This is a genomic window from Mesorhizobium sp. C416B (genome assembly GCF_030323165.1).
Lineage (GTDB): Bacteria > Pseudomonadota > Alphaproteobacteria > Rhizobiales > Rhizobiaceae > Mesorhizobium.
On the sequence record NZ_CP100471.1, the window covers coordinates 2585222 to 2609963 of the forward strand.

The 24742-nt window shown below is 58.0% G+C and carries 18 protein-coding genes and 7 pseudogenes; 2 read left to right on the forward strand and 23 right to left on the reverse strand.

Features of this window, described 5'->3' with window-relative positions; all coding sequences use genetic code 11:
- Window positions 1–27 precede the first annotated feature (27 nt).
- From NLY43_RS12660 to NLY43_RS12715, 12 genes and pseudogenes are all read right to left on the reverse strand, one after another.
- The gene (locus NLY43_RS12660) at window positions 28–654 is read right to left on the reverse strand and encodes an acyl-homoserine-lactone synthase (RefSeq protein ID WP_023712643.1); all 627 of its coding nucleotides are present in this window, start codon (window positions 652–654) and stop codon (window positions 28–30) included.
- Between the two features lie 90 nt (window positions 655–744).
- Complete coding sequence (locus NLY43_RS12665) at window positions 745–1473, reverse strand: LuxR family transcriptional regulator (protein ID WP_023712644.1); 729 nt, start codon at window positions 1471–1473, stop codon at window positions 745–747.
- 492 nt (window positions 1474–1965) lie between these two features.
- On the reverse strand, window positions 1966–2289 hold the full coding sequence (locus NLY43_RS32505; RefSeq protein ID WP_084627237.1) for a cupin domain-containing protein: 324 nt from the start codon (window positions 2287–2289) through the stop codon (window positions 1966–1968).
- A gap of 194 nt (window positions 2290–2483) precedes the next feature.
- Window positions 2484–3101 (reverse strand): annotated as a pseudogene (locus tag NLY43_RS12670) (transposase).
- Window positions 3102–3137: 36 nt separating this feature from the next.
- Window positions 3138–3551: an IS66 family transposase gene (locus tag NLY43_RS12675; protein WP_023712646.1), complete on the reverse strand. Its 414-nt coding sequence runs from the start codon at window positions 3549–3551 to the stop codon at window positions 3138–3140.
- Window positions 3552–3620: 69 nt separating this feature from the next.
- Entirely contained in the window at window positions 3621–3971 is a 351-nt protein-coding gene (tnpB, locus tag NLY43_RS12680; RefSeq protein ID WP_023712647.1) for an IS66 family insertion sequence element accessory protein TnpB, read from the reverse strand.
- The gene (gene tnpA / locus NLY43_RS32765; protein WP_502882162.1) at window positions 3968–4369 is read right to left on the reverse strand and encodes an IS66-like element accessory protein TnpA; all 402 of its coding nucleotides are present in this window, start codon (window positions 4367–4369) and stop codon (window positions 3968–3970) included. Before tnpA ends, tnpB begins: the two co-directional genes overlap by 4 nt.
- A gap of 131 nt (window positions 4370–4500) precedes the next feature.
- A pseudogene (locus NLY43_RS12695) lies at window positions 4501–4744 on the reverse strand (IS110 family transposase); the annotation flags it as partial.
- A 354-nt stretch (window positions 4745–5098) separates the two neighbouring features.
- Entirely contained in the window at window positions 5099–5896 is a 798-nt protein-coding gene (locus tag NLY43_RS12700) for an SDR family NAD(P)-dependent oxidoreductase (protein ID WP_023712650.1), read from the reverse strand.
- Between the two features lie 216 nt (window positions 5897–6112).
- A complete protein-coding gene (locus NLY43_RS12705; RefSeq protein ID WP_031198314.1) occupies window positions 6113–7129 on the reverse strand; it encodes a PLP-dependent cysteine synthase family protein in 1017 nt (338 codons plus the stop codon).
- The gene (locus NLY43_RS12710; RefSeq protein WP_023712652.1) at window positions 7116–8480 is read right to left on the reverse strand and encodes a type III PLP-dependent enzyme domain-containing protein; all 1365 of its coding nucleotides are present in this window, start codon (window positions 8478–8480) and stop codon (window positions 7116–7118) included. Before NLY43_RS12710 ends, NLY43_RS12705 begins: the two co-directional genes overlap by 14 nt.
- A gap of 10 nt (window positions 8481–8490) precedes the next feature.
- Entirely contained in the window at window positions 8491–8907 is a 417-nt protein-coding gene (locus NLY43_RS12715) for a ParB N-terminal domain-containing protein (RefSeq protein ID WP_023712653.1), read from the reverse strand.
- A 971-nt stretch (window positions 8908–9878) separates the two neighbouring features.
- Between NLY43_RS12715 and NLY43_RS12720 the strand changes: the two genes are divergently transcribed.
- Window positions 9879–10655 carry a methyltransferase gene (locus NLY43_RS12720; protein WP_023715599.1) on the forward strand — a complete coding sequence of 259 codons (777 nt, stop codon included), beginning with the start codon at window positions 9879–9881 and terminating at the stop codon, window positions 10653–10655.
- Here NLY43_RS12720 and NLY43_RS12725 read toward each other — a convergent pair.
- From NLY43_RS12725 to NLY43_RS12755, 7 genes and pseudogenes are all read right to left on the reverse strand, one after another.
- Entirely contained in the window at window positions 10634–11878 is a 1245-nt protein-coding gene (locus NLY43_RS12725; protein WP_198032067.1) for a LysR substrate-binding domain-containing protein, read from the reverse strand. The two genes, NLY43_RS12720 and NLY43_RS12725, sit on opposite strands and share 22 nt — an antisense overlap.
- 326 nt (window positions 11879–12204) lie before the next feature.
- Window positions 12205–13266: an agmatinase gene (speB, locus tag NLY43_RS12730; RefSeq protein ID WP_023712656.1), complete on the reverse strand. Its 1062-nt coding sequence runs from the start codon at window positions 13264–13266 to the stop codon at window positions 12205–12207.
- 222 nt (window positions 13267–13488) lie between these two features.
- Window positions 13489–14748 (reverse strand): diaminobutyrate--2-oxoglutarate transaminase, encoded by a 1260-nt coding sequence (gene ectB, locus NLY43_RS12735; protein WP_023712657.1) that lies wholly within the window; start codon window positions 14746–14748, stop codon window positions 13489–13491.
- Window positions 14749–15093: 345 nt separating this feature from the next.
- Window positions 15094–15534 carry a DUF6650 family protein gene (locus tag NLY43_RS32770; protein ID WP_023713639.1) on the reverse strand — a complete coding sequence of 147 codons (441 nt, stop codon included), beginning with the start codon at window positions 15532–15534 and terminating at the stop codon, window positions 15094–15096.
- Window positions 15535–15864: 330 nt separating this feature from the next.
- Complete coding sequence (locus NLY43_RS12740; protein ID WP_031198309.1) at window positions 15865–17928, reverse strand: oxidoreductase; 2064 nt, start codon at window positions 17926–17928, stop codon at window positions 15865–15867.
- 520 nt (window positions 17929–18448) lie between these two features.
- Window positions 18449–18687: pseudogene (locus NLY43_RS12745) on the reverse strand (IS110 family transposase); the annotation flags it as partial.
- 1126 nt (window positions 18688–19813) lie between these two features.
- Window positions 19814–20974 (reverse strand): annotated as a pseudogene (locus NLY43_RS12755) (redoxin family protein).
- 528 nt (window positions 20975–21502) lie between these two features.
- Here NLY43_RS12755 and NLY43_RS12760 point away from each other — a divergent pair.
- Window positions 21503–22217, forward strand: a pseudogene (locus NLY43_RS12760) (IS630 family transposase); the annotation flags it as partial.
- A 94-nt stretch (window positions 22218–22311) separates the two neighbouring features.
- On the opposite strand, the gene NLY43_RS12765 reads toward NLY43_RS12760, so the two are convergent.
- From NLY43_RS12765 to NLY43_RS12780, 4 genes and pseudogenes are all read right to left on the reverse strand, one after another.
- The gene (locus NLY43_RS12765) at window positions 22312–22446 is read right to left on the reverse strand and encodes a hypothetical protein (protein ID WP_280800306.1); all 135 of its coding nucleotides are present in this window, start codon (window positions 22444–22446) and stop codon (window positions 22312–22314) included.
- Window positions 22447–22880: 434 nt separating this feature from the next.
- Window positions 22881–23220: pseudogene (locus NLY43_RS12770) on the reverse strand (DUF269 domain-containing protein).
- Window positions 23221–23402: pseudogene (locus tag NLY43_RS12775) on the reverse strand (ferredoxin family protein); the annotation flags it as partial.
- A gap of 107 nt (window positions 23403–23509) precedes the next feature.
- Window positions 23510–24562, reverse strand: coding sequence for an LLM class flavin-dependent oxidoreductase (locus NLY43_RS12780; protein ID WP_023712665.1), 1053 nt, complete (start codon window positions 24560–24562; stop codon window positions 23510–23512).
- Between the last annotated feature and the right edge of the window lie 180 nt (window positions 24563–24742).

Sequence of the window (24742 nt, forward strand, 5' to 3'; positions counted from 1 at the left end):
ATTTCCAGAAAAGGTCGGATTGCAGGCTCAGGCGATCTTAATGACCGGGGTCCACAGGACCGGGCCCTTGAGCCCGCCATTGCGGCGGAGGGCTTCCAAGCTCTCTCTCGAGACGTCGAGATATCCGGCAACGGCGCGTGTGTTGCCAATTGTTTGCGGATTGGACAACCGTTCGAGTGGCCAGCCGGCGCGACGCAAAATCCGCTCTATGCGCAGATCGGTTACGGTGACGATGCTGCGCAGACCGCGTGACAAACCAAACTCGACCATTCCGGCAAACAGCTCGTAGGTGCCAATTGCGATGCCCGCCTGTTTGGGCGCGGAAGGCGGCAGATCAAGCGCAAAACGGCTGCTTTCCCAAACACGTGGATCTTCCGGCGTTGGACGGTCGGCAAGAAGAGCGAAGAAGCTATCACGCAGCATCGTCGGTCCTGTAGTCGGCAACAGGCGCACGCAGCCGTCGATGCGTCCGGCGGGCGCACGCAGCAATAGGTAATGGGGACGAAGCGCATCGAACGGATCGACCTCAAAGCCGCCGCTGAACGAAACGTCCCAATCAAGTCGATCCCTGAAAACGCGATACCGCAAGCGATGCATCTGCTCGAGCTCGTCGCTGAACTCAGCGTAACAACCCGGCGTGATCAACTGCAACATGATGGCCTTCTCCTCGCATGGATAGCACCTGCGATTGAAGGCAAAGGCTGGAGTTGAAACAACCTGTGTATGTGCCCAGGTTCCGGGAGGTCAGGTGAAGAGAGATGGCCGCGACAGTGCAAGCCGAACAGCTGCCTGGATAGCCGTCTTCACGCCAAGCTTCTTCCTGGCGTTATCCCGATGATAGGCTGCGGTGCTCCGACTGATTCCCAAGATGCGGCCGATTTCCCACGCCGTCTTGCCCCGAGCCGCCCACTTCAGACACTCCATTTCCCTTCGAGATAGGGTAACGCCATCCACGGTCCTGCCGTCGGCCAGCTTGCGACAGGCATGAAGATGGAAGAAGATCGCGATGAGTTCGAGCGCGCGGTCATATCGATTAATCAGGCGAAAGAACGGTGGTCGCCTTTCATCGGAGGCGAAGGTCAGTGCTGCAAAATTACCGGTGCTGTCATGGATCGGGATCGTGAAGCCGCAGTGAATGCCAAATTGCGTCGCCTCATCCATCAATTGTCGCTGCTGCGTCGACAGTTCGAGATCAGCACCGTGCGCATCCCAGTTGAATGGTTCCTGACCACCACGCGCTTGATGAATTACTGGGTCAATCTTTTCATACCGACTGTGAAGGTAGTGAGATGTCCAGGATTGAGGATAGGTGGATATCAGGCGCACCTTGCGGCCCTTGCCAGAAGAAGGGAAAAGATAGGCAAAAGACGGCAAATCGAGCGAAGAGGCAATCTCCCCAAGAGCGTTGCGCAGGTCAGTCGCGTCAGCGCTGTCTGCGATTTGCTCTACAAATCTGTGAAAAACGTCTTGCATAGCTAAACTGCAGTGAGTTTGCCCACGGCTTCTGGCCCCACATATCGGAGCCCAGACGGGTCTACCAAAGCGCAGCCATTCACGGAAGAAGGCCCGGCAGGAGACTGAGTTCCGTGCCGGGCCCGGTGCGCCTTGGGAGGGCGATTGTGCTTAGACGGCGCTCTTATCGACACCGAGACCTCATTCCAGCCATCTGTTTAGCAGGTCACAGTTTTCCTCTTGGGTTTGCACTTCATTACGGTAGGGGTGTCGGCTTGCGGCCTATTGAGCTGTCTCCATTGTGAGCCACAGCTTAAAGGAATGGTCATATTGTCTTCCACATCCCCGCAGCCCGAAATAAAAATACCATGGGGATCGTTGGGGTCCTTGGCGACGGCCACAATGCGACCTCATGGCCCTTAGGGTCAGTCATACTGATTTGCGTCGACATTGCATTACCCACTCTATCGTGCGGTTACGGCAAAAGGCACCGAGAAAGCCCCCAGACGCAACTCAGTCGAATACAACCGATCCTGCTGGCGACGGCCCGGATTTGCTATACCATGCCGCTTGTGCCCTCCCCGCCGCCCAGAGGTGGCGCAAGGCGTTAGTCACTGCTTTCTGAGGTGTCGAAAACCATGAAGTACTTCTCCATTGTTCCTCTTGCCTCCACAGACTAGTGACTCCCGATGGGATGAAGAGGCTATCGCCTTTCGAAAAGGTCTTTTCGCGCCCATCTTCTTCTACAACAGCCGAGCCCTCGATTACATGCATAAACTCGTCCTTCGGATGGTTCAATTTTTTCAATGTACGCTGTTGCTTTCCAAAGACCGACACGGACTTGGCCGGGCCTCAGACGATCACCTACGCAGAAACGATGTCTGCTATCTTTTGGTTCGCCAGCGACTACTCCATCATGCGAGATTGTCTCCCAGGAATTCATGCGATGGCAGGATCCCGGTCCGGCGTCAGACCTATAACGCGAGTTGCTACGACATTTTGATTGTTCTCCATCGGTTCGTAGCTACTATTCAGCCCATAGCGCAGCCGAAAAACTGCGAAACTCGCCAATCTATGGCAGTATCCGGCCGTGGTCCGCACCTAAGGCGACACGTCCTGGCCAAGGATATTGACCAAAAGGTTCGAATTCGGTTGGAAGAACATCGCCAACCGGGTTTCCGCACGGGAACGTGCCCTTCCACTGTACGATGCGCACGCGTCAAGATGGCTTGGCTGTGCAACGTCTGTTCTCGGAATGGGCCAGCCGGCGCATAGACATAGGCGACGCCCGGCGGGTCGCCGCCATTCCATGGTCGGTCATCGCGGGCATAGGCCCAGAGCTGCCCGGTCTTGGTCTTGTCGCGGCCGGGATCGAGCACCGGCGCCGTGGTCTCGTCGGCGAGAGTTTTGGTAAGTCTTCAGCTGGCCAAGCAGCCGCTCGTGCACCGGACGCAGGTGCCAGGCGGCACGGCCGACCCAGTCGGCGAGCGTGCACCGTCGAGATTGATGCCCTGCCGGGCGTAGATCTGCGCCTGACGATAGAGCGGCAGATGATCGGCATATTTGGAGACCAGCAACAGGGCGACCGTCGCCTCGGTCGGCAGCCCGCACTCGATCAGCCGGGCGGGTGCGGGAGCTTGGATCACCACGCCCTCGCAGGCGCGGCAGGCATATTTGCAGGACGATCACACGCAGCTGCGCCGAACGATATCGAGCCGCTCGCTCACGTCTTCGCCGATCCGGTGCAGGTCATTGCGGCAGCACGGGCAGGCTTGATCCTCGATGTCGACGACCATCTCCACGCGCTGCAAATGGGGTGGCAGCGCGCCCCGGTTCGCTCGGCGCTTGGCGACACGCGCCTGATGCTCCGCGGGAGCAGCCTGTTCGTTCTCCTCCCCGCCGGCCGCCTCGATCTGTTCGGCTTCCTCAAGTCCCAGCAGCAGCTGGTCTTCTGGCAGCGTCTCAGCACGACGGCCGAAGCGGTGGCTCTGCAATTCCTTGATGATCTGGATCAGCCGGGCGTTCTCGACGTCGCGAGCCAGGACCATCGCCTTCAGCGCGTCCGGATCGTCGGGAAGCAGGTCCGCCGTCATCGCCATGATCGGATCAGACCATATTCGCCGACAGCCCGCGACAGCGGAATCCAGGCTGATTCACTTCGTCGCGGGTCAGCTGGCCTGGACTGGAACACGGGTCCGGCGCGCCTCATGGACGCGCCGCCAGTCGAGACCTTCGAGCAGCGCCGAGAGCTGCGCGGCCGTCATCATGCCGTCATGCACTTTCGGCCAGCGGAACTCGCCGTCCTCCAAACGCTTGGCATAGAGGCAGACGCCAGTGCCGCCCCAGAAGATCAGCTTGAGCCGGTCCGTCCGCTTCGCCCGGAAGACGTAGACGGCCCCGCTGAACGGATCGGCTCCCATCGTCTCGCGCACCAGCGCCGCCAGCCCCTCCGCACCCTTGCGGAAGTCGACTGGCTTTGTCGCCACCATTACCTTGACCGCACCCGTCGGCCCGATCACGTCGTTGCCTTAAGAGCGCGGATTACCGCAGCCACCGTCTTGGAATCGGCGCCACGGCCAACGCGCATGGCGACACCGTCGATCTCAAGCTCGATCAGGCCGACGTCGCGGACCGTCTTCTGCTTCCGTCGTCGTGCTGGGCGCTGCGCCACCGGTTCCGGCAAGGACGCTGCAACCACCGCAGGAACGAACAGAGATTCTGGTGCCGTCGCCTCTGCCGAGCGCTGACGCGCAGCTCGGCGCCAGGCAAACAGTTGCTGCGGGGAAAGCGCATATCGGCGAGCTACAGCACAAACCGTCTCACCAGCCTCGTAGCTCTCCGCAACGATCCGCGCCTTCTCCTCTGGAGGCCCCTCGCGTCGCCGGCCGGAGCCCGTGAACACCTCGAACCGGCGCACCGGCTCCAAATCGTTCGACTTAAGCGTAAGCTCTGAATTGTCATATGTCGAAGCCCTCAAAGGCTCCGAACATCGTCCTTCACGCCGATCCCCGAAAGGTGCCGTCGGAACATCGCTTACCTTTGTAGTCCAGCAACCAAAGTGCGTATCAGCATGCTGTCGTAGCCCTTCACCCGCAGTTCCCGATAGAAACCTACCTCAGCCAGGTGCGCTAAGCCGTCGGCGTCGTTCGCGTCAGTTTTTATTCGGCGCCATGTCCAGCGCCGCTTTGGCGTGACGGGCGTCGATAGAGATCGCCGGCACCCCTTGCCGGATCAGTTCATGATAGAACCAGACTGACAGCGGGCCGGTTTCGAACACCACCCGTTCGACATCGGATCAACTCCGCTAGTAGCGTAGCCTGCGCGCGGAATGGAAACGCTCTTTCAAAGGTACATCAAGCCGGATAAACCCACCCATAATTGTTCTCCCTCCGATACCGGGCCTGGCGCCAATCGTAAGCCCGTCTCTTCAATCATATCGGGGAGCAACCACCTGTCGCCCGCTATTCATCACGTATGCAGACGAAGCGGCTCACCGCGATTACTATACGCAAGTCTCTCATGCAGGAACCCGCGGGCCGCAGACGATTGCGTATGGGGATTTGCGCCTCGGGCTGGGGCCAGCGCCTGTCACGAACTTTCGCATGCATGCGGTGAGGCATGTCAAGAAAGCGGCTTCCATTGGCGACTAGATTCCGTAGGGGCTCCCTCCGGCGAGTGGTAACGCGACGCCGGTAATATATGCTGACCGCGGACCGGCCAGAAAAACTATTGCGTCGGCTACTTCTGAAGGCTCAGCTGCCCTGAGAAGGGCAATTTTCGCATAGCGTTGTCGCGCAATTTCGGCGAGTGAAACGCCAGCTTGCGAGGCAAGCCGTTCATTTACTTCCAAGTGCATGTCGGTCGCCGTATAACCGGGGCAGACGGCATTGCACCTTATGTTGAATGCACCGAATTCCGCGGCAATCGTCTTGGTCAGGCCGATCAAGGCGTGCTTCGAGGCCGTGTAGGCGCCAAACCCTTGCTCCGCGCCAAGGCCGGCCGTTGACACGTTGTTGACGATCGCCCCACCTCCGCAAGCACGCATGATCGGGATGCATAACTGCGAAAGTAGGGCAGGCCCACGCAGATTGACGAAATAGCTTAGGTCGAAATCGGCTTCGGAAATGTCGAGAAAAGGAAGCGCACCGACGGTGGTCCCAGCGTTGTTGACGAGAATGTTGATGCCCCCGAGCGCACGAGCGACAGCATCGACGCAGGCGCGAATTTCGACGCTCGACATCACATTCAGCGCGACCCCCGTAGACCGTCTACCTTTTGACCTGATCTCAGAGGCCAGCTCTTCGAGCTCTGGCGAAAGGGTGATATCTGTAACGGCAACATCCGCGCCGGCGTCTGCTAGACACAGCGCTGTGGTCCGGCCGATCCCGTTTTTTGATCCAGCACCTGTAACCAAGGCCACTCGACCCGCTAATTCCGCTTTCACATTTTCCTCCGTTCGTCCAAGACTTTATGTGCGACGTCACTGTTCGAAAAAGAGCATTACGCATTAGCCAAACTAATCTATGGATCTCTAGCAGCGTCGTTTGCCCTCTGCAAAGAAGCCCTGTCGGCAAGTCGTTACGATGTCGCGCCCGTTCATCGCAAGTTTTGCCCGGGCTTGTCTTGTCTGAAAACGCGCCAAGGCGATGGTAACCGACACTCATTGAAGTGGATCTGGACAGATTGGCGTATCCGGCACAGCCGGTGTATTCGCCAGAAGATTGGCAAATTGCGTCTCAACGTCAATTATGTGGATATCATGAGTCGAGAGCCAGCCCTGATCAAAGATTGTGTCTAGGTACTTTGCGCCACTGTCGCAGGCTAACGCAACGATGCGCGATCCAACCGGCACTTCACGGGCCAAGCTGAGTGCCTCGTAGATAGCTCCGCCGGTCGAGCCGCCGACGAGCAACCCGTGCCGGCGCGCCAAGTAGTGGCAAATCGAGAAAGCCTCGTCGTCGCCCACCTTGCGACCCCAATCCATCACGTCGTAATCGATCACCATGCCGACGTTGGCGCCTTGGGGCGTACCAGTACCCGATTGGCGATAGCGTCCACCTTGACCGCCAAAGATGACGCTTCCGACAGGTTCGACGCCAATCACTTGGAGCCCGGGGATACGCAGCCTCAGTTGAGCCGCCGTCCCGCAAACCGACCCACCGGTACCTATGGCCGACACAAAATGCGTGATTGTCGGGCCAAGATCATCCAGCAACTCAGTCGCCAGCCCGATGTAGCCAGCCGCGTTGGCTGGATTGTTGTGCTGTTCGGTCCAGTAAGCGTCCTCTTCGATCGCAATCCGCCTCGCTTCCCTGTCACGCTCGTCTGTGGCGAGGCCGCCATCGTCACTTCCAACGACTCGGACGTTGCTGCCAAATGCACGCACAGTAAGGACCTTGTCGACGCTTGCATGGGAGTCCATAAGGGCAGTGAATCTGAGTCTGCGCACGGCGGAGATCATGGCCAATGCACTGGCCGTATTCCCTGACGAGGACTCGACAATAGCGATAGCAGCCTCATCTAGCCGCTCGACCATGCTCAACGCCATCCGGTCTTTCATCGACCCCGTAGGATTGAACATTTCTAGCTTGATATAGAGGTCGACCTCCCCACTGCGTAAAGGAATGTGGAGCATGGGCGTCCGTCCGATAGTTTCAAGAATGCTATTGACGATCATAGAGCAATCCCTTTGAAGGTGTTTCGTCGGCTAAGATCTTCCAACCGCTCGCGCGCCGTACCGCTGCCAGCTTTTTGGGTAAGGGAATTTGGTGGAATGAACTCTCATTCGAATCCATTTGGTAACCGGCGGTATTGGTGAAAACGACGAGATCGCCCCGGGCGACACCACCCTCCGCTGCTAGGCCGCGACAGCGGATGACATCGGATTCAAGACAGCTCCGCCCGAGGAGAAAATATCGCGCATTGTGTCGCGGCACCGCGCGCCCTTCTCGGCGCAGAATCGCAGGAGCAGGCACGAAATCAGCACCAAACCAGGTTTCGGAGAGTGAAAAGGACATGCCATCAAGCACCACCCCGAACCGACCGTCTCCAAGGTCCTTGACGTCGATCACATAGAAAGCGCTAAGCCCACACTGGTCGAGAAGCGAGCGTCCAGGCTGCAGCAGGATCGGCAGCCGATAACGGTGGAGGAAGTCAAGATCGGCCGGATTAGCTAAAGCGGTCTGAATCACCGCAGCTGCGTGACGGGCCCCAGCAATCTCAGTAGCGTAAGGATAGTTGCCGGGCTTTGCTGTGCCGCCCCAATGGACGCCACGACCGTATGCAGCTGAATCGAACCTCTCGAGGTAGCGCATGGGATATCCACCACCCATGTCGATGCCGCCTGGCGTGAGACCCCTGGCGCAGAGGCACTGTAGGAATGCGATACAGAAACGCAATTGTTCTGCGCGCGTCTGGACTTGGTAGTCGTTTATATGAAAAGAAACACCAATCCGCTCCACTTTGGCCAATTCGAGCAGCGGCAAACACGCTATCAATTGATCGTCGGTCATTCCAAAGCGAGAGCCGGGTTCGCTTAGGGGACGGGTCCGAAGAAACAGACGACCGACACCGCCTACAGCGTCCGCCAATGCGAGAACACGTTTCAGCTCTTCGATGCAGTCGATATGGATGGCGACCTGATGGCGGATGCAGAGATTGATTTCGTAATCGGACTTGGCCGGACCGGTCATCGACATGCGCTGCGCTGGAACCAGATTCATGAAGGCCGCAGTCATCTCATAGGCAGATGAAACGTCAGCGCCAGCGCCGGCCATCGCGAATGCACGCAAGAGCGAAGCAGACTTGCAGGACTTCAACGCGAACTGGACCTGACAATCGCCATAGATGGTCTGCAATTCCTTAAGCCATTGGCGGTAGTTTTGGGCGGCTTGGTCCGGACACACTACGTGCAAAGGCGACCCGAATCCGTCGACCCAAGCGGCCAGTTCGCATCCACTGTTGAGCAAATCGACCGTCCACTCGCTGCGCAGGGGGGCCGGTTCGTCGGGAGAATGCTCCTGGTTCATTGAGCGTCCGTTATCTCAGGTCATCGAGATCAACTGAGCAGTTTGGCAGCGCGACCTGTAACTTGTGTCGGGTCATCTTGAAGCTCATCAGGTTCCCGGAAAGCCCGGCCTGAATGATGCGGTCCACAGCGAAGGGCGCAGAGTCATACCAGGAGGTGACATGCAAGTTTTTATCGTCGTACGAAAGCAACACGCATGGAACAAACGACAGTCCTAGCCGGATGGCACAGAAAAGGCGATGATGGCCATCCATGATCACCAAATGGCGGTGTTCGACTAAGATTGGCCGCGTCCAGCGTCCCTCTTCGGCGATCATCTTGGCCAGCGTCCCCCCGCGGTCAATATTGATCTCCTCACTCGGTCGGAGTTGGCTGACCGGCAGTTTAACGACGGTGTAGTTCGAGATGAGTTTTGCTTTACCGCTCACTTTCTGTCCTTGCCTCGGTTGGCGCACCTTTTCTGGGACAGTTTAAAGGTGCAATACATGTCGATCCTTCTAAGTTCCCCGTCACCACCCAGCAGGGTTGCCTGCGGGAATTTTCTCGGAAGGAGAGTGTACGTTTGCGCTTGCGACCGCAGAGCGGCGATTCGGTTGGGATGGGACTTCTTGTCGGCAGGACTCCGGCCGCGAACAGGTAGCGGAGAGCCATTTTCAGCGGACGGCATCAGGCGCTTGTGGAACCCGAATTTGTGGTCGCCGTGAACTCCGGTCAAACTCGAAACGCCTGCAATGATCGTGTGTCGAGCGGTCCCTCCGATAGCTGTTGAATGAATCGAACAGCAGAATAGATGAGATTTCCCTAGACATCGCTCGACCAGCGTTCTGCACGGAGACTCTGAATGGCTCCATACATGGACAATATTGCCAAAACGCCCTTGGCGGATGGCAACTACGGAGATGGCCGTAGCGTACAGCGGCACGAGCCGCGAGTCGTGAGGACCAGTTTCGTAGCCGCGCCACGCGATAGGATCACGCATGCCGAACACCAATATGACACCAGGGTTCAACCGGCGATTGCTGAAATTCGTGAGGGCAATTCGCGCATCACGTCTGAGTTTCAATTAAGTCACCTCAACTGGCATCACTAGGTTCGGCCTCAGCTCTTTGATACATGGGAAAAGGTTGGAGCAACATTAGATATTACCTATGCTCATTCGCAAAAGGAGCAGCTGTAATCCACAACGTGATGGCATAAGTAAGATTTAGCAACTTATGGGGAGCCTTTTCGATAAAGGCTGCACAAATTTGGCTCCCGACACTCGTCGCCATCGTGGTCGGCACTAGGGACATATCGTTGGTGAAAGCGCTTCCAGCCAATGAAAATTGCCGGCACTCTTCTGCGCCGCCCCTAATTTGTTGTCCAGCACCGCTGTGTCCAAAAAGTAAGGAGAATATAAATGAATGCTGAGGCACTTCCAGAAACAGTCAATAAGCGAGAATTGTCTTTGGAAATACTGAAAAACCACAATGTGTCGGCTGCAGAAATTGAGGAATTATTACGTCTCGCGGGACCAGATGACGCACGACTTTATCGCTTGACGATCAGAAAGCGATTTGGAGAGCCAAACGCCTATTTGCGCGGACATACTCGCTTCTTTGGGCGCGAATTCCGCCTCGACCGCCGTTGCTATATCCCAGATGATTACACCCGGGAGTTGGCTGAACGCGTCATCCGCGATGCACCTCCCGGTGGGAGGATACTAGAGGTCGGAACCGGCTGCGGATGGCTGTCGATTTCGCTGAAATGCGAGAGGCCGGACCTTAAAGTCGCGGCGTGCGACATAGATCCTAACGCCTTGTGTCTTGCCAGGGAAAACGCCATGCGACATGGTGCTGATATGACTTTTCACGAGAGCTTTTTTGTTGACGACGTAGCGATCGCCGAACCTGAGTTTGTTGTGGCCAGCCTTCCCTATGGCGGCGATGCTGATTACTCCGCACGTGAGCTCGAGGAGAGGGAACAGATGCCGCCGATCGCCATTTGCGATTCCGAAGGGGTCGTTGCCCCGCTCGTGGGTTTGGTGGCCTCCATCCAGAATCGGCAGTGGCGCTCACGAATTTACCTGGAGACCGGCTATCTGGATAAGTGGCGACTAGATCCTGCGATTTCGAGCTGCAGCCGCTGCGAGCACGTCCGTAACGGTGATTTCGGTTACATCGTGATTGAGCCATAAGGATCGTTGTCCGGCCGCCAATCCGTTGTAGTGCAGGGGCGATGGCAGAGAAGGTTGCCCATAGCGCCGCCGTCAGGCCTATGGATGCTGATCGCTCTTTGGGAGGAATGAGAAAGGGCGTTTCCACCGCCGGCATAGTCGCAGCTATCGGCAACGTCTGTCGTCAGATGGCTTGGTAATTCAGTAGGTTGTGGCGGTTTCAGCAAGTGTGCAGTCTTTTTCAGCAGAGCTTTGAGCTGCTTGGAGGCAACCCGCGGCATCCGCCGCTTGGGCGTCAAGAGGTAGTATCCGTACGGCGCGTCAATCCATTGACCAAGCGGAGCGACCAGTAGGCCTCGCCGAAGGTCGGGACTCGCGGTTATATGGTCGGTTATCGCTACGCTTTTCCCAACCTTTAGCGCCTCGATTATAAACCGCGAGCTGTTCAGCATAAGTCCCTTGAAACCATCAATTGTTTGGGCGAATTCGGAACCATAACACGCGTTTGCCCAATAGTACCATGTCGAGTGGCCCTCGGCTGTCACATCTGGGCTTGAAAGCCGCGCGATTTTTAGTAGATCATCTGCGGTCTTAATGAGGCGTGCGGTCAAAGGCGTGCAGACCGGTGCCACCTTATCTATGAACAGTAATTCGGAGTCGGCGTCCGGATAGGTCCCGGCCCCATAGCGGATCGCAAAATCGACGTGATCGCGATCGAAGTTAAGTGGGACCGGCGAAAAATCACATTGGATGGATACTCCTGGCATACGCTCCTCCAGCGCCGCGAGCTGTGCCGCGAACCACGAATTCTCCAGCGTTGGCACGCAACTCACGCGCAGCGGCCCATCGTCGTCTTGACTGAGCAGAGAGCTGGTTGCCGCAGCCAAGATGTCGAATGCCGGGCGAACGGCAGCTGAGTAGCGCTTCCCTTCCTGAGTTAGGGCGATCGAATTTGCCGTGCGAGTCAACAGCTTTACGCCAATGTACGCTTCGAGATTGCGCAAGTGTTGGGTCACAGAAGAGGGAGCAATATTCAACGCTGTTGCGGCTTTTGACATATTGGCGTACCGGGCTACAGCATCAAATGCTTTGAGCGAATTTAGCGGAGGGAGCTTCGACGTATCGTTGGACATATATGCTTTGTCTCCTACTGTGAGATTTTCATGAGCACCTAACCGGCAGAAGCCGGCGGCTTCCGGGATCACGGTATCGGAATGGCTCATTGCTTTCGGGTGGCCGGTCAAGTCCTCCGACTTTTTTCCAGTCTCCTTGGATACCATTCCACGCACGGGGCGATCATCGCCACTCTGCGCGGCCTGATCTTCACCACTTCGCTGATGATGCGGTCGACATCCTCGCGAGGGGCCTGGAAGTCAGAACCAGCATACGCTCCCGCCCATTAGTTCTCAGTGCTGGGCAACGGCGTCGACAATGCGCCAAGTGCTGCTGACGCAGCTTGTTGGCAGCGTTGGGCTTCACCTACCCATCGAGCGGAAAGCGTTTCACGCAGCGAACCAATGAGCGCAGTCTCCAAGTCGTCAGGCGGGCGCATTCTCAGTTAGCCGACAGCTCAGCTGCCTTTCGTCACCGCTGGGCTGAAGACCATCAAGCTCAGTATCTCGAACAGCATCTGCGCGCCGGCGTGGGCCGTGTTGGCGGTGGCGTCATATTGCGGCGCGACCTCCACCACATCGCCGCCAACCAAATTCATGCCCTTCATGCCGCGCAGGATCGCCTGCGCCTCGCGCGTGGTAAGGCCACCGATCTCTGGCGTCCCGGTGCCGGGGGCGAAAGCAGGGTCGAGACTGTCTATATCGAACGATAGATAGGCTGGTGCATCGCTGATGATCGCCTTCGCCTTCTCGATCACGGCATCAATGCCCATTTTCGCAATTTCCTCGGCGTGGATAACCGTCATGCCGGAGTCGTAGGAGAATTCCCACAAATATTCCGCGGAGCCCCGAATGCCTATCTGGATTGTGCGCGTAGGGTCGAGTACGCCGTCGAAGACGGCGTTACGGAAAGGGCCTCCGTGATGGAATTTCGTTTGGTCGAACGGTGCACCCGTATCGCAGTGGGCATCGATATGGATCAGGCCGACCGGTCTCTTCTTGCCGACCGCGCGCAAAATCGGATGGGTGATGGAATGATCACCCCCAACGGAAAGCGGGATGATCCCGGCTGAAACGATCTGGCCGATCCGCCTCTCGATGTCCTCGTGACTCTGCTCGAGCCGGTAGCGGCTGGCGAAGGAAACGTCACCGATGTCGGCCACCGTTAGATCGAAGACAGGCGCACAGTCGAGCACGTGGTTATAAGGACCGATCCGTTCGATCGATCGCAGCGCCCGCGGCCCGAACCGGGAACCCGGCCGGTTCGAGACGCCCAGATCAATGGGCATACCGATCATCGCCACCTGCAGGTCTCGAAAATCGGGAGACTCCTGGTCCACCGCTAGGTAAGGCGCCGCAAGAAAGGTCGGGATTCCGGCATAGGGGGTGGCACAGGTGCCTTCCTTGGAGAATATCCGGTCAGCCAACTTGCGGAAGCGGGGATCCATGCACTCACCGCCGCCATGGCCGGAGCCGTAGCGCGCGAGAAGCTCTTCTAATTCTTTCTCACTCCATGCCATGGGAAGTCGCTCCATCGATTTTGGGAAATGAACAGTGCTGGGCAGGGGGAATTCCTGCGGACCAAGGGCATGGGGCGAACAATCCAGCTTGAAGTGACGCCGCAGCCCCCTCTCCGCCTTAGACAGCAAGCCGCCGCGGCATCACCCGATGATCCCTCGGCGCAGTTCGGACGATCGTAAGCCCAACTTTGGCCTCGTCTGGATAAACAGTCGGTCAGGTCACTAAGATCCTACCCCATTCAGTGTTTCGGCCAAAGATTCCTCGAATATCTCAAGGCCATCATTTAGTGTTTGAATGTCGATCGTGAGTGCAGGCAAGAATTTTACAACTTGATCGAGCGGGCCGCATCGGTCGATAATCAAGCCCTTCTTGAATGCCCTGCGTGTCGTAGCCTCTGCGGTCTCGCCCGTCTGGCAATCGACCCCCAACGCCATGCCTCGTCCTCGAACAGCAAAACTGCTTCCATGCTTAGACGCAATGGCCTCAAGTCGGCGCCGCATATATTCCCCAATGCACTGAACTCCTTCCGAGAACGTCTGACTGCGCCAATAGATATTTATGGCTGCGGTTGCAGCTACGAGTGCGAGGTTGTTTCCTCGAAACGTGCCTGAGTGTTCTCCTGGCTGCCATACGTCGAGTCCCTCCTTGATTAACAAGATCGACAGCGGCAAGCCGTACCCGCTTAACGATTTCGACATTACCACGATATCTGGTGACAACGCCGACCTCTCAAAACTAAAGAATTCGCCAGTGCGGCCACAGCCCATCTGAATTTCGTCGATTATGAATATGGCCCCAAAATCTCTTGCTATACGCTCAATTGATTTCAGCCATTCATTGCTAGCCACGTTTATACCTCCTTCTCCCTGAACGGTTTCAACGAGAATGGCGGCGGGAAGATCAATTCCACTGCTTTCGCCTTGCAGTAACTGTCGTAAGTACTGGGCCGTATCAACCGATGGCCCCAAATAGCCATCATAGGGCATGAAAGTAACACCAGACAAAGGAGTGCCGCTGGCTCTACGGCAAAGACGATTGCCGGTCGCGGCAAGCGCCCCTAAACTCACCCCATGATATCCATCGGTAAACGAAATGATGTTTTGACGTCCTGTGAGTTTCCGTGAGAGCTTTAGGGCCGCTTCAACGGCGTTAGCACCTGTTGGCCCCGTGAAGTGAAATAGGTATTGCAACCCCCTAGCCTGATTTATGACAGAGCTGAAGGTCTCCATAAATTCAAGCTTTGCAGGAGTTGCCATGTCAAGTCCATGAATTATGGCATTTGACTCGATATACTCGGTGACAACAGATTTTATTTCCTGATTATTGTGCCCATAATTCAATGCCCCGGCGCCAGAGAAGAAGTCAATTACCTTTCGCCCATGCATGGTTTCCATGCAGGAACCGCTCGCTCGAATGAAAATCTCTGGAAACGAGCGTGAATACCAGCGGACCTTCGATTCCAGGGCTTCGAAAGTCTGCATAGTACGTGGCTCGTCAGTCACTCTATCCATCGTGTCTCTCCGCCAGCTAGTGGTTGAAATAAACAAGTACGCTTCTGGTGCGGGACCTTTGGGCATGCGACCGATGGTGCGCGCGTCTCGCCGGTCATTGTGTTCAGCGGGGAGCGAGAGTTCCGGTAATGGCTCCATTCAGCGGCGGTCTGCGTGTTATAGTTTAAACCGGCATCAGTTTTTGGCCGTGCCCAACTCCGAGTTCGCGATGAACATATTACCAGTGTCAGTGCTTTGCGGTGGCAAAGATTTATGAAACTATTTTGACTGATTTGTTGCAACGCGATGTGCCACCCCGCTCCCGGGGGTACCTGTTTAGCTAGCCGAAGGGCAGTCTGATTGCATCGCGCACTGCGCGCCTTTGTCGAGGTCGGGCGTGACGGCAGCGTAAAAGGGCGCTGTAAAATCGGAACGGGGCTGAACGCCGACACGGCCGATGTAAGGTCCGATGCCGTAGGCCGTGGTACTCCTCAGCCAACTGTGACGCCTCCCCAAGGTCGGCATGATGGACGCCACGGGGCCTTCGACATCGATCCCGTAACGAGCTGCCAGCGCCGCCACTTGGTGCCCTACGGTAGCCCGGAACGCTCCCAACGCCACAAAGTAGGCCGGATGGGCATGGCTCCCCCGCCAACTGGCCTCGCGAGGTAAACGAACGACGTTGGTGTGCACAGCAATCGCCGTGAACTTGTAGGCTTCATGTGGGCTGTCGCCACAGGCACGCGCCATCTGATCAGGGCCGATTGGCATTCTCATCGCCCATGGGGCGGAGGCGAGACCATGGCAGGAGAATGCCCGTCAGACGCTTTGTCGCCGGCAGTTCGGCCGATGCCCGCAGTAAGGCAGTAAGGTAGGACCAACCCCGGACGCACAATCTGGAATGGGGTAGCCAATCCGCACATCAGAGCCTGATCACCAATGTCTTTCAGTTCCGCCTCCACCCTGTGCGACTACCGCTCCTCGGATCGACCGGGCACCCGCAGCCCAAACCTTGACAGCGGACTGTTCTCAGGCCACGGCCTTGACGTCTGGCTTTGTGACGCGGGCCCACGGCAGGACATCGTCGATCCGGCCGCGCGATTGTAGTCAGGCGAGGGCGATTGTTGGTTCGCGCAGGAAGGGTAGGCCGTTTGGTTTTGGCTCGTCAAAGTTCCTGGCGAATTCGTGTCCGGAGAAGACGGCGGTAGCGATCAGCGCTGGCGCCACGCAATCGCCGATCGGCGTTACGCTTTGCAGCCCGTGATCCTGGAATTCGGTCTGGCGCGTCTGAAGTTCGCGATGAAGCCGGTCGGAAGGTTCGCGTGACGTCACCAGCAGGATGGAAGCGGCTTCTATCCGCTCCTTTTGCCCGGTATAGGGGCAGGTAAGGACAGCGGCGCCATCTTCGAAGCCGGTCAGCTTTTTGCGCAGATGCACCTGCACGCCGGACGAGATAAGGCGGGCATAAATCTTCGGTTGCTCGAGCGTGTGGCGCGACCAGGATGCGACTTCGTTGAGCGGTGTGACGAAGATGACCTTTTTGTTCTGCTGGACAAGCAAGTCGGCCAGCACGTTGGCCATGTAGAAGTGGTCGTCGTCATAAATGACGACGGGCTCGGGCAGGTCGGCGCCGGCCATGACGTCGTCGGGCGTGTAGGGCTTTCCCGCTTCGACGCCGGCAATGCCCAGCCGGCTCGATCCGCCTGCTACGTTCCTGTGCCAGGCAGCGCCGGTCGCCAGCACGATGTGGTCATATCCGAGATCGAGGATGTCCTGCGCTGAGAGCTCGCTTTCGCGGAAGATCGCTACATTGCCGAGCTTTTGCAGCAGCTGGAGCCGATGCTCCCTGACGCGGGCCCAGGCCGAGAGGCCTGGCAGGCGGCTTTCCAAGGTGACGCGGCCGCCGAGTTCGCGGCTTTTCTCGGCCAGCGCGACGTCATAGCCGCGCCTGCCGAGGGCTGTTGCGCATTCGAGGCCGGCCGGCCCAGAACCCACCACGAGAATGCGTCTGTTGGACTTGCGCGGCGCGATCTTCTCTGGATGCCACTTGCGCCGCCATTCCTCGCCGACGGTCGGGTTCTGCGTGCATTGAAGCGGGGCAGCGCTCATGTCCATCGCCGCGCATATGTTGCAGCCGATGCATTCTCTGATCTCGTCGAGCCTGCCTTCCTTGATCTTCATCGGCAGGAAGGGATCTGCGATAGACGGCCGCGCGGCGCCGATAAGATCGAGGACGCCGCGCTTGACCTGCGCCACCATGGTGTCGGGCGAGGTGAAGCGTCCCACACCGACGACCGGCTTCGAAGTAACCTTCTTCACGAAGCACACGAATGGTTCCTGATGCCCTTCCTGACCGAATCTGCAAGACAGGGTGTCGTCGGACCATGGGGCAACATTCACATCCCAAAGATCTGGGAGCTCGGCAAGCATCTCGACGAGCTGGCGCACCTCCTGCCGGTACGTGTCTCCTTCCAAGGAACTGTCGGCGAGGGAAAGGCGCAGGGCGATGGCGCATTTGTCGCCGACCGCTTCCTTCGTGTCGAGCAGCAATTCCTTCAGCAATCGTGTGCGGTTCTCGAGCGAACCGCCATATTCGTCGGTACGCTGGTTGTATTCGGACATCAGAAAGCTGCGCGGCATCTGCGCGCCATGCGCCGCATAGACGTAGACTACATCGTAGCCCGCTTTCTTTGCGCGCAGGGCCGCATCGCGATGCCAGGCGCGAAAGTTTCGGATGTCTTCGCTGTCCATTGCTCGGGCTTGCATAGGTACTTCCACCGCGGTGCCTTTTAGTGACGCCACAGCCAGATTAGACGTGCGGTTATAGAACGAAATTGAGTTGATGCTGGAATGATTCAGTTCCACCGAGGCAAGAGCTCCGTGGTTATGAACACGTTCCACCATCATCGCATGGGCCGGAATGTCGCTATCATCCCATAGCCGGTCGTAGGGTCTGTGCATATGGTCGGAAGTGTAGTGGATGTCGCAAGCGCCAGTGGAAACAACGCCCCATCCGCCTTCGGCCTTCATGGCGCGAAAGTGAGCCGATGCATTAGGATATAAATAGCCGAAGCCGGCGTTATGAGGAACTTGGTAAAATCGGTTGGGCGCTGTTACCGGACCGATCTTGATCGGCTCGAACAGGATATCGAACGCGGAATTTCTATTCATCTTGGATTACCCTCTTTGCGGTCACGAGAGTTGTGCAGCCGCTGGTAGCCTCGGCGGTCGACCGCGTGGTCACCAGTCAATTAGCTGAGCCAACTTCGCGGCAATCCCCATTGTGACTGACCTGTGCATGGCTCCTGCACCGCTGTGCAATCGCCATGCCGTGTGCCGCGTGCGTCTCAAACGCAAAGGCTCGCAATACCGGGGTCGAGGCTCTGATCGAGGAAGACTATTCCGGGAGAAATCCTGTTCTTTTTTTCCGGATCGTGTCGCCCGCGGGTCACGCGCTTCTCTTCACGGTCGGCGTTAGGCCGCCGCATGATGGGTTCAGGAGAGCAAGGCGTCTCAATCTGTTTCACGATCTTTGAAGGCTGAGGCTCCAAGGCTCGGGTCTTTCACCGAGATTGCCTTGCCCATCATCCCCACGTCACGATCCGGCATCAACTTGCGGGCGAATATGTGTTTCTTGCTCTTCCAGTTCTTTCATTTCATGTCGCCGCTGCGGAGACCGGTTGTTTGCCGTACCGTGGGCGAACTCGGTCGCGTCGAGCCATATGCGACGCAGGGTGACGGCCGAGCTTGCGGGCGACTGCGACCCGGGCTCGCGCCATGCCGCCTCGCCTGGCGATGTTCACGCCCCACACGCGCAAGCTTGACCATTTCTTGCTGCGTACGAGTAGTGTATGGGCCGCTTCAAAGCGGGGTGCGAGCACGTTGGTCACCGCATCGGCTAACCTTGCCCTGGATGTCGGTTTCGCCGGCGTGTTGCTGCTTGAATGATGTGTATGGACCGCTCCCTGTTTGCAAGGTGAAATTGAGCATAACGGCAGACACGGTGCTTGCCGTCGTGTATCCGGCCTGGTTATGCGAGCCCCTCGGTCGCAGGCCCTGATGGTATTCGCGGATCGCGGCCAGACAAATGGCGAGCTCATTTGACTCGCATCATTCCATGAGCTTTTGCCGAACCCGGATCATACCGGCTTACCATCACATTCAATCACTCTCGCAAGCCAGTACTGGCCATGTGAACAGTGCTGGAAGCTATTATGCGGACGGTGTCGCAGCAATTGGTTTGCGGTACTTCTCATCACGCGTCAGCATTACCCACAATGCACGAGCCGTTTTGTGCGACTGCGACAGCCGTGACGTTCGTCGGTCTGCGTGCCGCGAGTGCAAGCAGCCATGGACGAGGCGTCACGTTCTTGCGGAACAGCGTTCCGACAATAGCTCTCGCGCCATGGATAAGAAGCGTTCGCAGATATCTTGCCGCCATACTGCAATGGTTTCTCGCCGCGCAGCCGGCCCGGAAAGGCGCGCATCAAAAGCTCGGTGTCGAAGACGATCGGTCTTGGCGTGCCGGTGCTCACCCAACACCGCAACGCTGGCGGGGTGGATGGCATAGGCCTCCATGTCGCGCGCCTACAATCAATGCGCCAGCCAAAAGCCGTCGCTGGCGGCCTCATAGGTGACGGGGATCCGCTGGAGCGTGTGCCCGGCCTGGCCGACTTCGTCGCGCCAGCGCTGCAGCAGCTTCAACAGTGAGGGTGCGTCAGCATCGATCTTCTTGAGGGGCTGGCGCTTGAGACCCGGTACCGGCTCGCGTCAAAAGACTGCGACACGGGGGCCCTCCTTCTGATGGCGGATCCAACAGCGCCTAAGGTTGCCACACCCTCGCCGCTCGCTCCATAGCATGTACTCCAGTGGGCACGAGGAGCCTTACAAGTGGATTCGCGTCCAACGCCACTTCCACCGCGATGCAACCGGAGGTCATTCCAAGATTTGACCCTGGGAGCTTCTCCAAACAATTCTCTTGTTCTGCATAGAATTTACTTGCGTGACGCGGGGAATTAGGCGACTTTATCAGTAAGCATTCCGACATGACCCGTTTTTATGTATTCTCCGTCGGCGGCACTTTGGCACCTTCAGGAGGTGTTTTGTGGCAAAACAGAGAGCGCCGGTAACAAACCTTCTCGCCCTTGTAATTGGCCAGGGTCTGCAGCAAATCCGGTAAAAGGTGCTCCTTCAATTCGCCCGAGATAGGTAACGGACTATCCAGCGACTTCAGCGCCAGCTCGAGCAACTCGATCGCGCGATCTTTGTTGCCGTTCTCGTAATATTACCGGGCGACCGCCGGATATGACCGGAACTTAGGGCCGTCGCCTTTCGGGGGATTCAGTGCCAGGATGTGTTCGGACAGCTCCTTGCCCATGGCAAAGCGCTCAGTACGGGGGAGGTGGGAGTTGTGCTTCGCTGGACCGAAGAGCTGGTTCAGGGCCATAGCCATCCAATGCTCGGCCTCGAATTTCTTGCGGATGGCGTCCCGAACCAATTTGCGTATAACCGGCATGCCGGCCTGCATGTCGCGGATTTTGTGAAGCAGTAGATCCGCAAGAGTCTCGCGGAAGTTGAAATTGCCTGGCATTAAGGCGACGCCTTCTTCGACAGCCGAGAGCGCCACCGTCCAGTCCTCGGCCTGCATCGCCGGCCGAAGTTTGGCGTATATCGGCTTGGTCAGCGCTAGTTCGCGCGCTATGCGCTGGCGAGTGGTAATTCGCTCTGTATCGACAGCTTTCGCTTGATCGCTGGTGCGCCAGCTGCTGTTGAGCACTTCCGGCAAAATCTCATCGAGTTGCATCGGATGGCCGATAAAGGCGATACAGCCGTCTCGGTCGACCACGAAGGAGGTCGGAATCCCGACAGAAATGCTGGGTTCCATCCAAAGCTTGTTCATTTCGCCTGTGTAGTCGAACGCGATCCGAAAGTTCAGATTCGAGCACTTTTCGTTCAACCACGCGTCCAACTTGGTGCGAGCCTCATGGGCTGTTGAAGCATCTTCATCAGCCGCAACTCCGACGACCTCAAGTCCGCTGTTCTTGTATTTCTCCTGGAGCTGCACCAGATGGGGCATCGCCGCCACACATGGTCCGCACCAAGTTGCCCAAAATTCGACAATATACACTTTGCCGGGTTGAAAGTTCGTGAGAGGCTCGCCACGCAGCCAGTTCTCCACTTTGATCGAAGGAGCCGGTGAATCCATCCGCAATACCATGCTGCTCTCCAAAGCTATTGTCAGGTCGCGCGACTTCGTAGAGGCCCACAACGCATCAAGACAGGAGCGGCTCTCGTGTCGCGCATCTGCATGCAGTAGCCTCACTCAGTGTTGACGTGTCTCAATCAGCAAAGGTCAATTAGCAAAGGCCGTGCCATCGCGCTCGGCGCCGTATGCGCATGATTCGCTTATAGAAAACGGTCGATGTGCCATGATGGTTCGTCTGTCTTGAACCCGTCATGTCTTCTCTCCTGTCCGGTTTTGGACACTCACCACGTGCTTTGCGCCGCTAAAAGCTTGGCCACGACGACCCAACATGGAAACGACGTCATGACGACCTTGGCCAAACGCTAGGCTCGTGATCGGCGCCCCCTGCCCGCCATCTGGCTTGGGCTTCTGGCCCATCCGGACCGGGGACGGGTCTCGCCGGTTGAAATTGCAACGGGCCGGTCGATCCTAGTGGTTCCCGCCTAACATAAGAGTCCGGCTCGGGATTCCCTTTTGGCTGCGCGCGTGCGAGTCATGCGCATGCGCACACGAACATCTCTCACCGTCTCGCCTTCCGACTATCGGCGTTTGGTTGCCTTGGTCAAAGACCGTAACAGCCCGCAGAAGCATGTCTGGCGCGCCGAGATCGTGCGGTTGAGCGCCGACGGGGCCGCCACGATCGAAGTCATGCGGTAGACCGGCAAGTCCAAGACCTGCGTCGCGCAGACCCTCCCCGATGAGACGACGCACTGGACCGCCGACATGATGGCGCAGGCTGCCGGCATCAGCGCCAGCGCAGTACGTCGGATCTGGAACGCGCACGGGCTGCAGCCCGAACGCTGGCGGCAGTTCAAGCTCTCCAACGATCTCCAGTTCGTGCACAAACTGCGTGACGTCGTCGGCCTCTAATCCGCCAGCTCACGCCATCGTGCTGTCGGTCGACGAGAAGAGTCAGATCCAGGCGCTTGAACGCACCCAGCCGAGCCTGCCGATGAAGAAGGGAAGGCTCGGCACCATGGCCCACGACTACAAGCGCAACGGCACGACCACACTGTTTGCCGCCCTCAACGTGCTCGACGGCACCGTGATCGGCAAGAACATGCAGCGCCACCGCCATCAGTAGTTCATCCGCTTCCTCAACGCCATCGACGCCGAAGTGCCGGCCGGCAAGGCCGTCCATGACATCCTCGACAACCACGCCGCTCACAAGCATCCCAAGGTGCGTGCCTGGCCCGATCGCCATCAGCGCTTCACCGGTGGAGGACCTGATGGGGCGAGGATTGCCGAACATACAGGATCGCCTTGCGCTCCAGATGGTGCGGCCTGATCGCCGTCGGCGTGGTCGAGGATCAGGCGTTCATCAGCGTCGTCAGCGTCCGGCGCGTCTCGGCGGGCAGCGTCTGCCAATGCGGCGTCCGCGGCGTCTCGACATCGCGCGGATCGGAGGACAGATCGAACTGATACGTGGTGAGCTGGCGCGGCATGGACATCTCCCCGATTCGCGTCGTGAGAGCCCAATGCTGCGCTCGAATCTCGCATTTGCGATGGGTGCCCGAAGCGGGTGTTACATCCTGCAGCGCGTCGCCGAGACGCGTAGCGCAACAATATCGACATGGGAAGCGGCGCCAATCTGCAAGGCGGCACTAGCCGCCCGATCAAACATCCAGGCTAGAATCTTCAGCCACCGATCGGATCCCCGACCAGAGAGGCTGCAACGGAAAACCTCTCTACCAGCCTTCTTCTCGACCACCTCATGAATATGGGCCAGGCTCCCGGCCCAAAATGCCACGGGTGAAAAAGCTCGTGCTCCACGATCCAATGGGCCTTCTGTCGTCGTGTTGTACAATACCGCGAGGCTCCACTCCTCGCTCGGACTGCATCTCCTGGATTTGCACAGATCCTTTCGAAATCGGTTTCATCACGCCGGCGCCACAGGGGGATAGGCTTCAATGGCTACGGTGACATCGTCGACCAGTTTCGTACCGGTTCAGTGAGTTTCCAAGCGTCTCAAAGCCGAACCGGTGGATGTCTGCGGTATAGAAGATGTCGAGCCTCCACAGCATGTCGGGATTGGGATCGGGATCGTCGATGACAGGGATCGCACGGCGCTGTTTTCTGGTGACGAAGAAGTCGCCCAGCAGCGTGGCGTCCGATTTGCCTTCCCACGAGCCGTAGGATTCTTGAGCACGGATCAGCCGCACGAGGCATCTGACGAACGGTGTGGCAAGGGCCCGCCTCGTCCTCGAGCTCGCCGGCAAGTCGTCCTCGCCTTCGCAGGCCCGAGGATTTCGCCTGCGTCATCGACGCCAAAAAGGCTGATGACCTCGCGCGAGCAGACTTTGAAACAGTGGCCGCAGTCGATGCAAGTCGTGCCGTCGATAGCGGTGAGATATTGCGGCATCCATCTGCACCTGGTCACACTGACGAAAGCGCTTTTCATCGAAAAGCAGCTTGAGGTTCCGCCCGATACCCCTGCCGTTGAACCGTTCGCTTATCCTGCTTAAACCATTATGCAGCCGAGACAAAAAGTAGAAGCCGTCACGAAGTTCAAACCTGCGCATGACCCAGCGACTTGTTGATCGCTGGAATGATCTTGTCGCCCCAGAGCTCGATCTGGCGCAGTATCGTCTTTTGGTCGAAATCCCCCAATTGGATCTGAATTGCGATCTGGTCGGGTTTCAAGATGTCCATCTCTTCAAGCAGGCGATCAATCACGCGATTTACACTGCCGATCGGCAGGTTCTCGCGCATAATCTCGAACGACAGATCCTGCTGCGTCGGACTTTCCTGGAGCAGATAGCCGTCCTGGCTCTGCTGGCGGCGCTGATGCAGTGCTTCAGACAGCCGGCGCTGGAAGCGGGCGTTGTTGAGATAGCTGTTGATCTCTGCCTCGTCGTCGCTGGCATAGCAGCAGCGCAGCAACGATATCTTGGCATCCGTGACATTCCTGCGCTCGGAAGCCGCCGCCTTCTCGATAGATTCGCGCAGCGTGCGCAAAGTCCCCAGGCCGTCGTGGAATGCTGTGACAAAGAAATTGTGCCCCTCGCGATAGGCCCGACCCATGCGCGCCGGCCCGCCGGCCATCCAGATCGGCGGGGTCGGCCTCTGGACGGTGCGCACCGAAATCGCCGTCGGGGGTATCTTCTCACACTGGCCGTCATGCTCGAAGATGTTTTGGTTGAGGCCCTTCAGAAGGATGTCCAAGTATTCCGAAAAAACGGCTAGCGCCTCATCGATATTGACGCCGAAGCGATCGAACTCGAATTGCTGGTATCCCACGCCGACGCCGAGCTCGAGACGGCCGTTTGCAACGACGTCGGCGAAGCCGATCTCGGACAGCAGGCGCTGTGGTTGATAGAGCGGCAGGACGCAGACGGCAGTGCCGAGGCGAATGGTGCTCGTCACGCCGGCGCAGTGTGCCACCATCATCAAGGGCGACGGAATGAGGCTGTAATTGTTGAAGTGGTGCTCGGCGAACCAGGCTGTGTTGAAGCCGGCTTGCTCCGATACCACCGCCTGTTCGATGGAGTTGCGGATGACGCTGTCGGACGATTGGCGATAGCCGCGCTGGGCGGCCAGGATGAAGGTCGCGAATTCCATGGTGTTTCCTTGTTTCCAGGTGGAGTTGGCCGGTCAGGGCCGCGCTCGGCGTGCGCATAGATTGCTTTGCCGCTGAATCGGTGCGTTCGCCCTGGCAGGAGATTTCGGGTCTGGGCCTCCCGTGCACCGCGCGCTGCGCCTCCCCCGGCTGGTTGAATGACATCCAGCCGCCGTCGCACG

Bases quoted from the DNA above. Each gene is read 5' to 3' on its own strand.
- NLY43_RS12660 (WP_023712643.1), bottom strand. From the start codon at position 654: ATGTTGCAGTTGATCACGCCGGGTTGTTACGCTGAGTTCAGCGACGAG.
- NLY43_RS12665 (WP_023712644.1), bottom strand. From the start codon at position 1,473: ATGCAAGACGTTTTTCACAGATTTGTAGAGCAAATCGCAGACAGCGCT.
- NLY43_RS12675 (WP_023712646.1), bottom strand. From the start codon at position 3,551: ATGGCGATGACGGCGGACCTGCTTCCCGACGATCCGGACGCGCTGAAG.
- NLY43_RS12705 (WP_031198314.1), bottom strand. From the start codon at position 7,129: ATGATCGTCAATAGCATTCTTGAAACTATCGGACGGACGCCCATGCTC.
- NLY43_RS12710 (WP_023712652.1), bottom strand. From the start codon at position 8,480: ATGAACCAGGAGCATTCTCCCGACGAACCGGCCCCCCTGCGCAGCGAG.
- NLY43_RS12720 (WP_023715599.1), top strand. From the start codon at position 9,879: ATGAATGCTGAGGCACTTCCAGAAACAGTCAATAAGCGAGAATTGTCT.
- speB (WP_023712656.1), bottom strand. From the start codon at position 13,266: ATGGCATGGAGTGAGAAAGAATTAGAAGAGCTTCTCGCGCGCTACGGC.
- ectB (WP_023712657.1), bottom strand. From the start codon at position 14,748: ATGCAGACTTTCGAAGCCCTGGAATCGAAGGTCCGCTGGTATTCACGC.
- NLY43_RS32770 (WP_023713639.1), bottom strand. From the start codon at position 15,534: ATGAGAATGCCAATCGGCCCTGATCAGATGGCGCGTGCCTGTGGCGAC.
- NLY43_RS12740 (WP_031198309.1), bottom strand. From the start codon at position 17,928: ATGAATAGAAATTCCGCGTTCGATATCCTGTTCGAGCCGATCAAGATC.
- NLY43_RS12765 (WP_280800306.1), bottom strand. From the start codon at position 22,446: ATGCCGCGCCAGCTCACCACGTATCAGTTCGATCTGTCCTCCGATCCG.
- NLY43_RS12780 (WP_023712665.1), bottom strand. From the start codon at position 24,562: ATGGAATTCGCGACCTTCATCCTGGCCGCCCAGCGCGGCTATCGCCAA.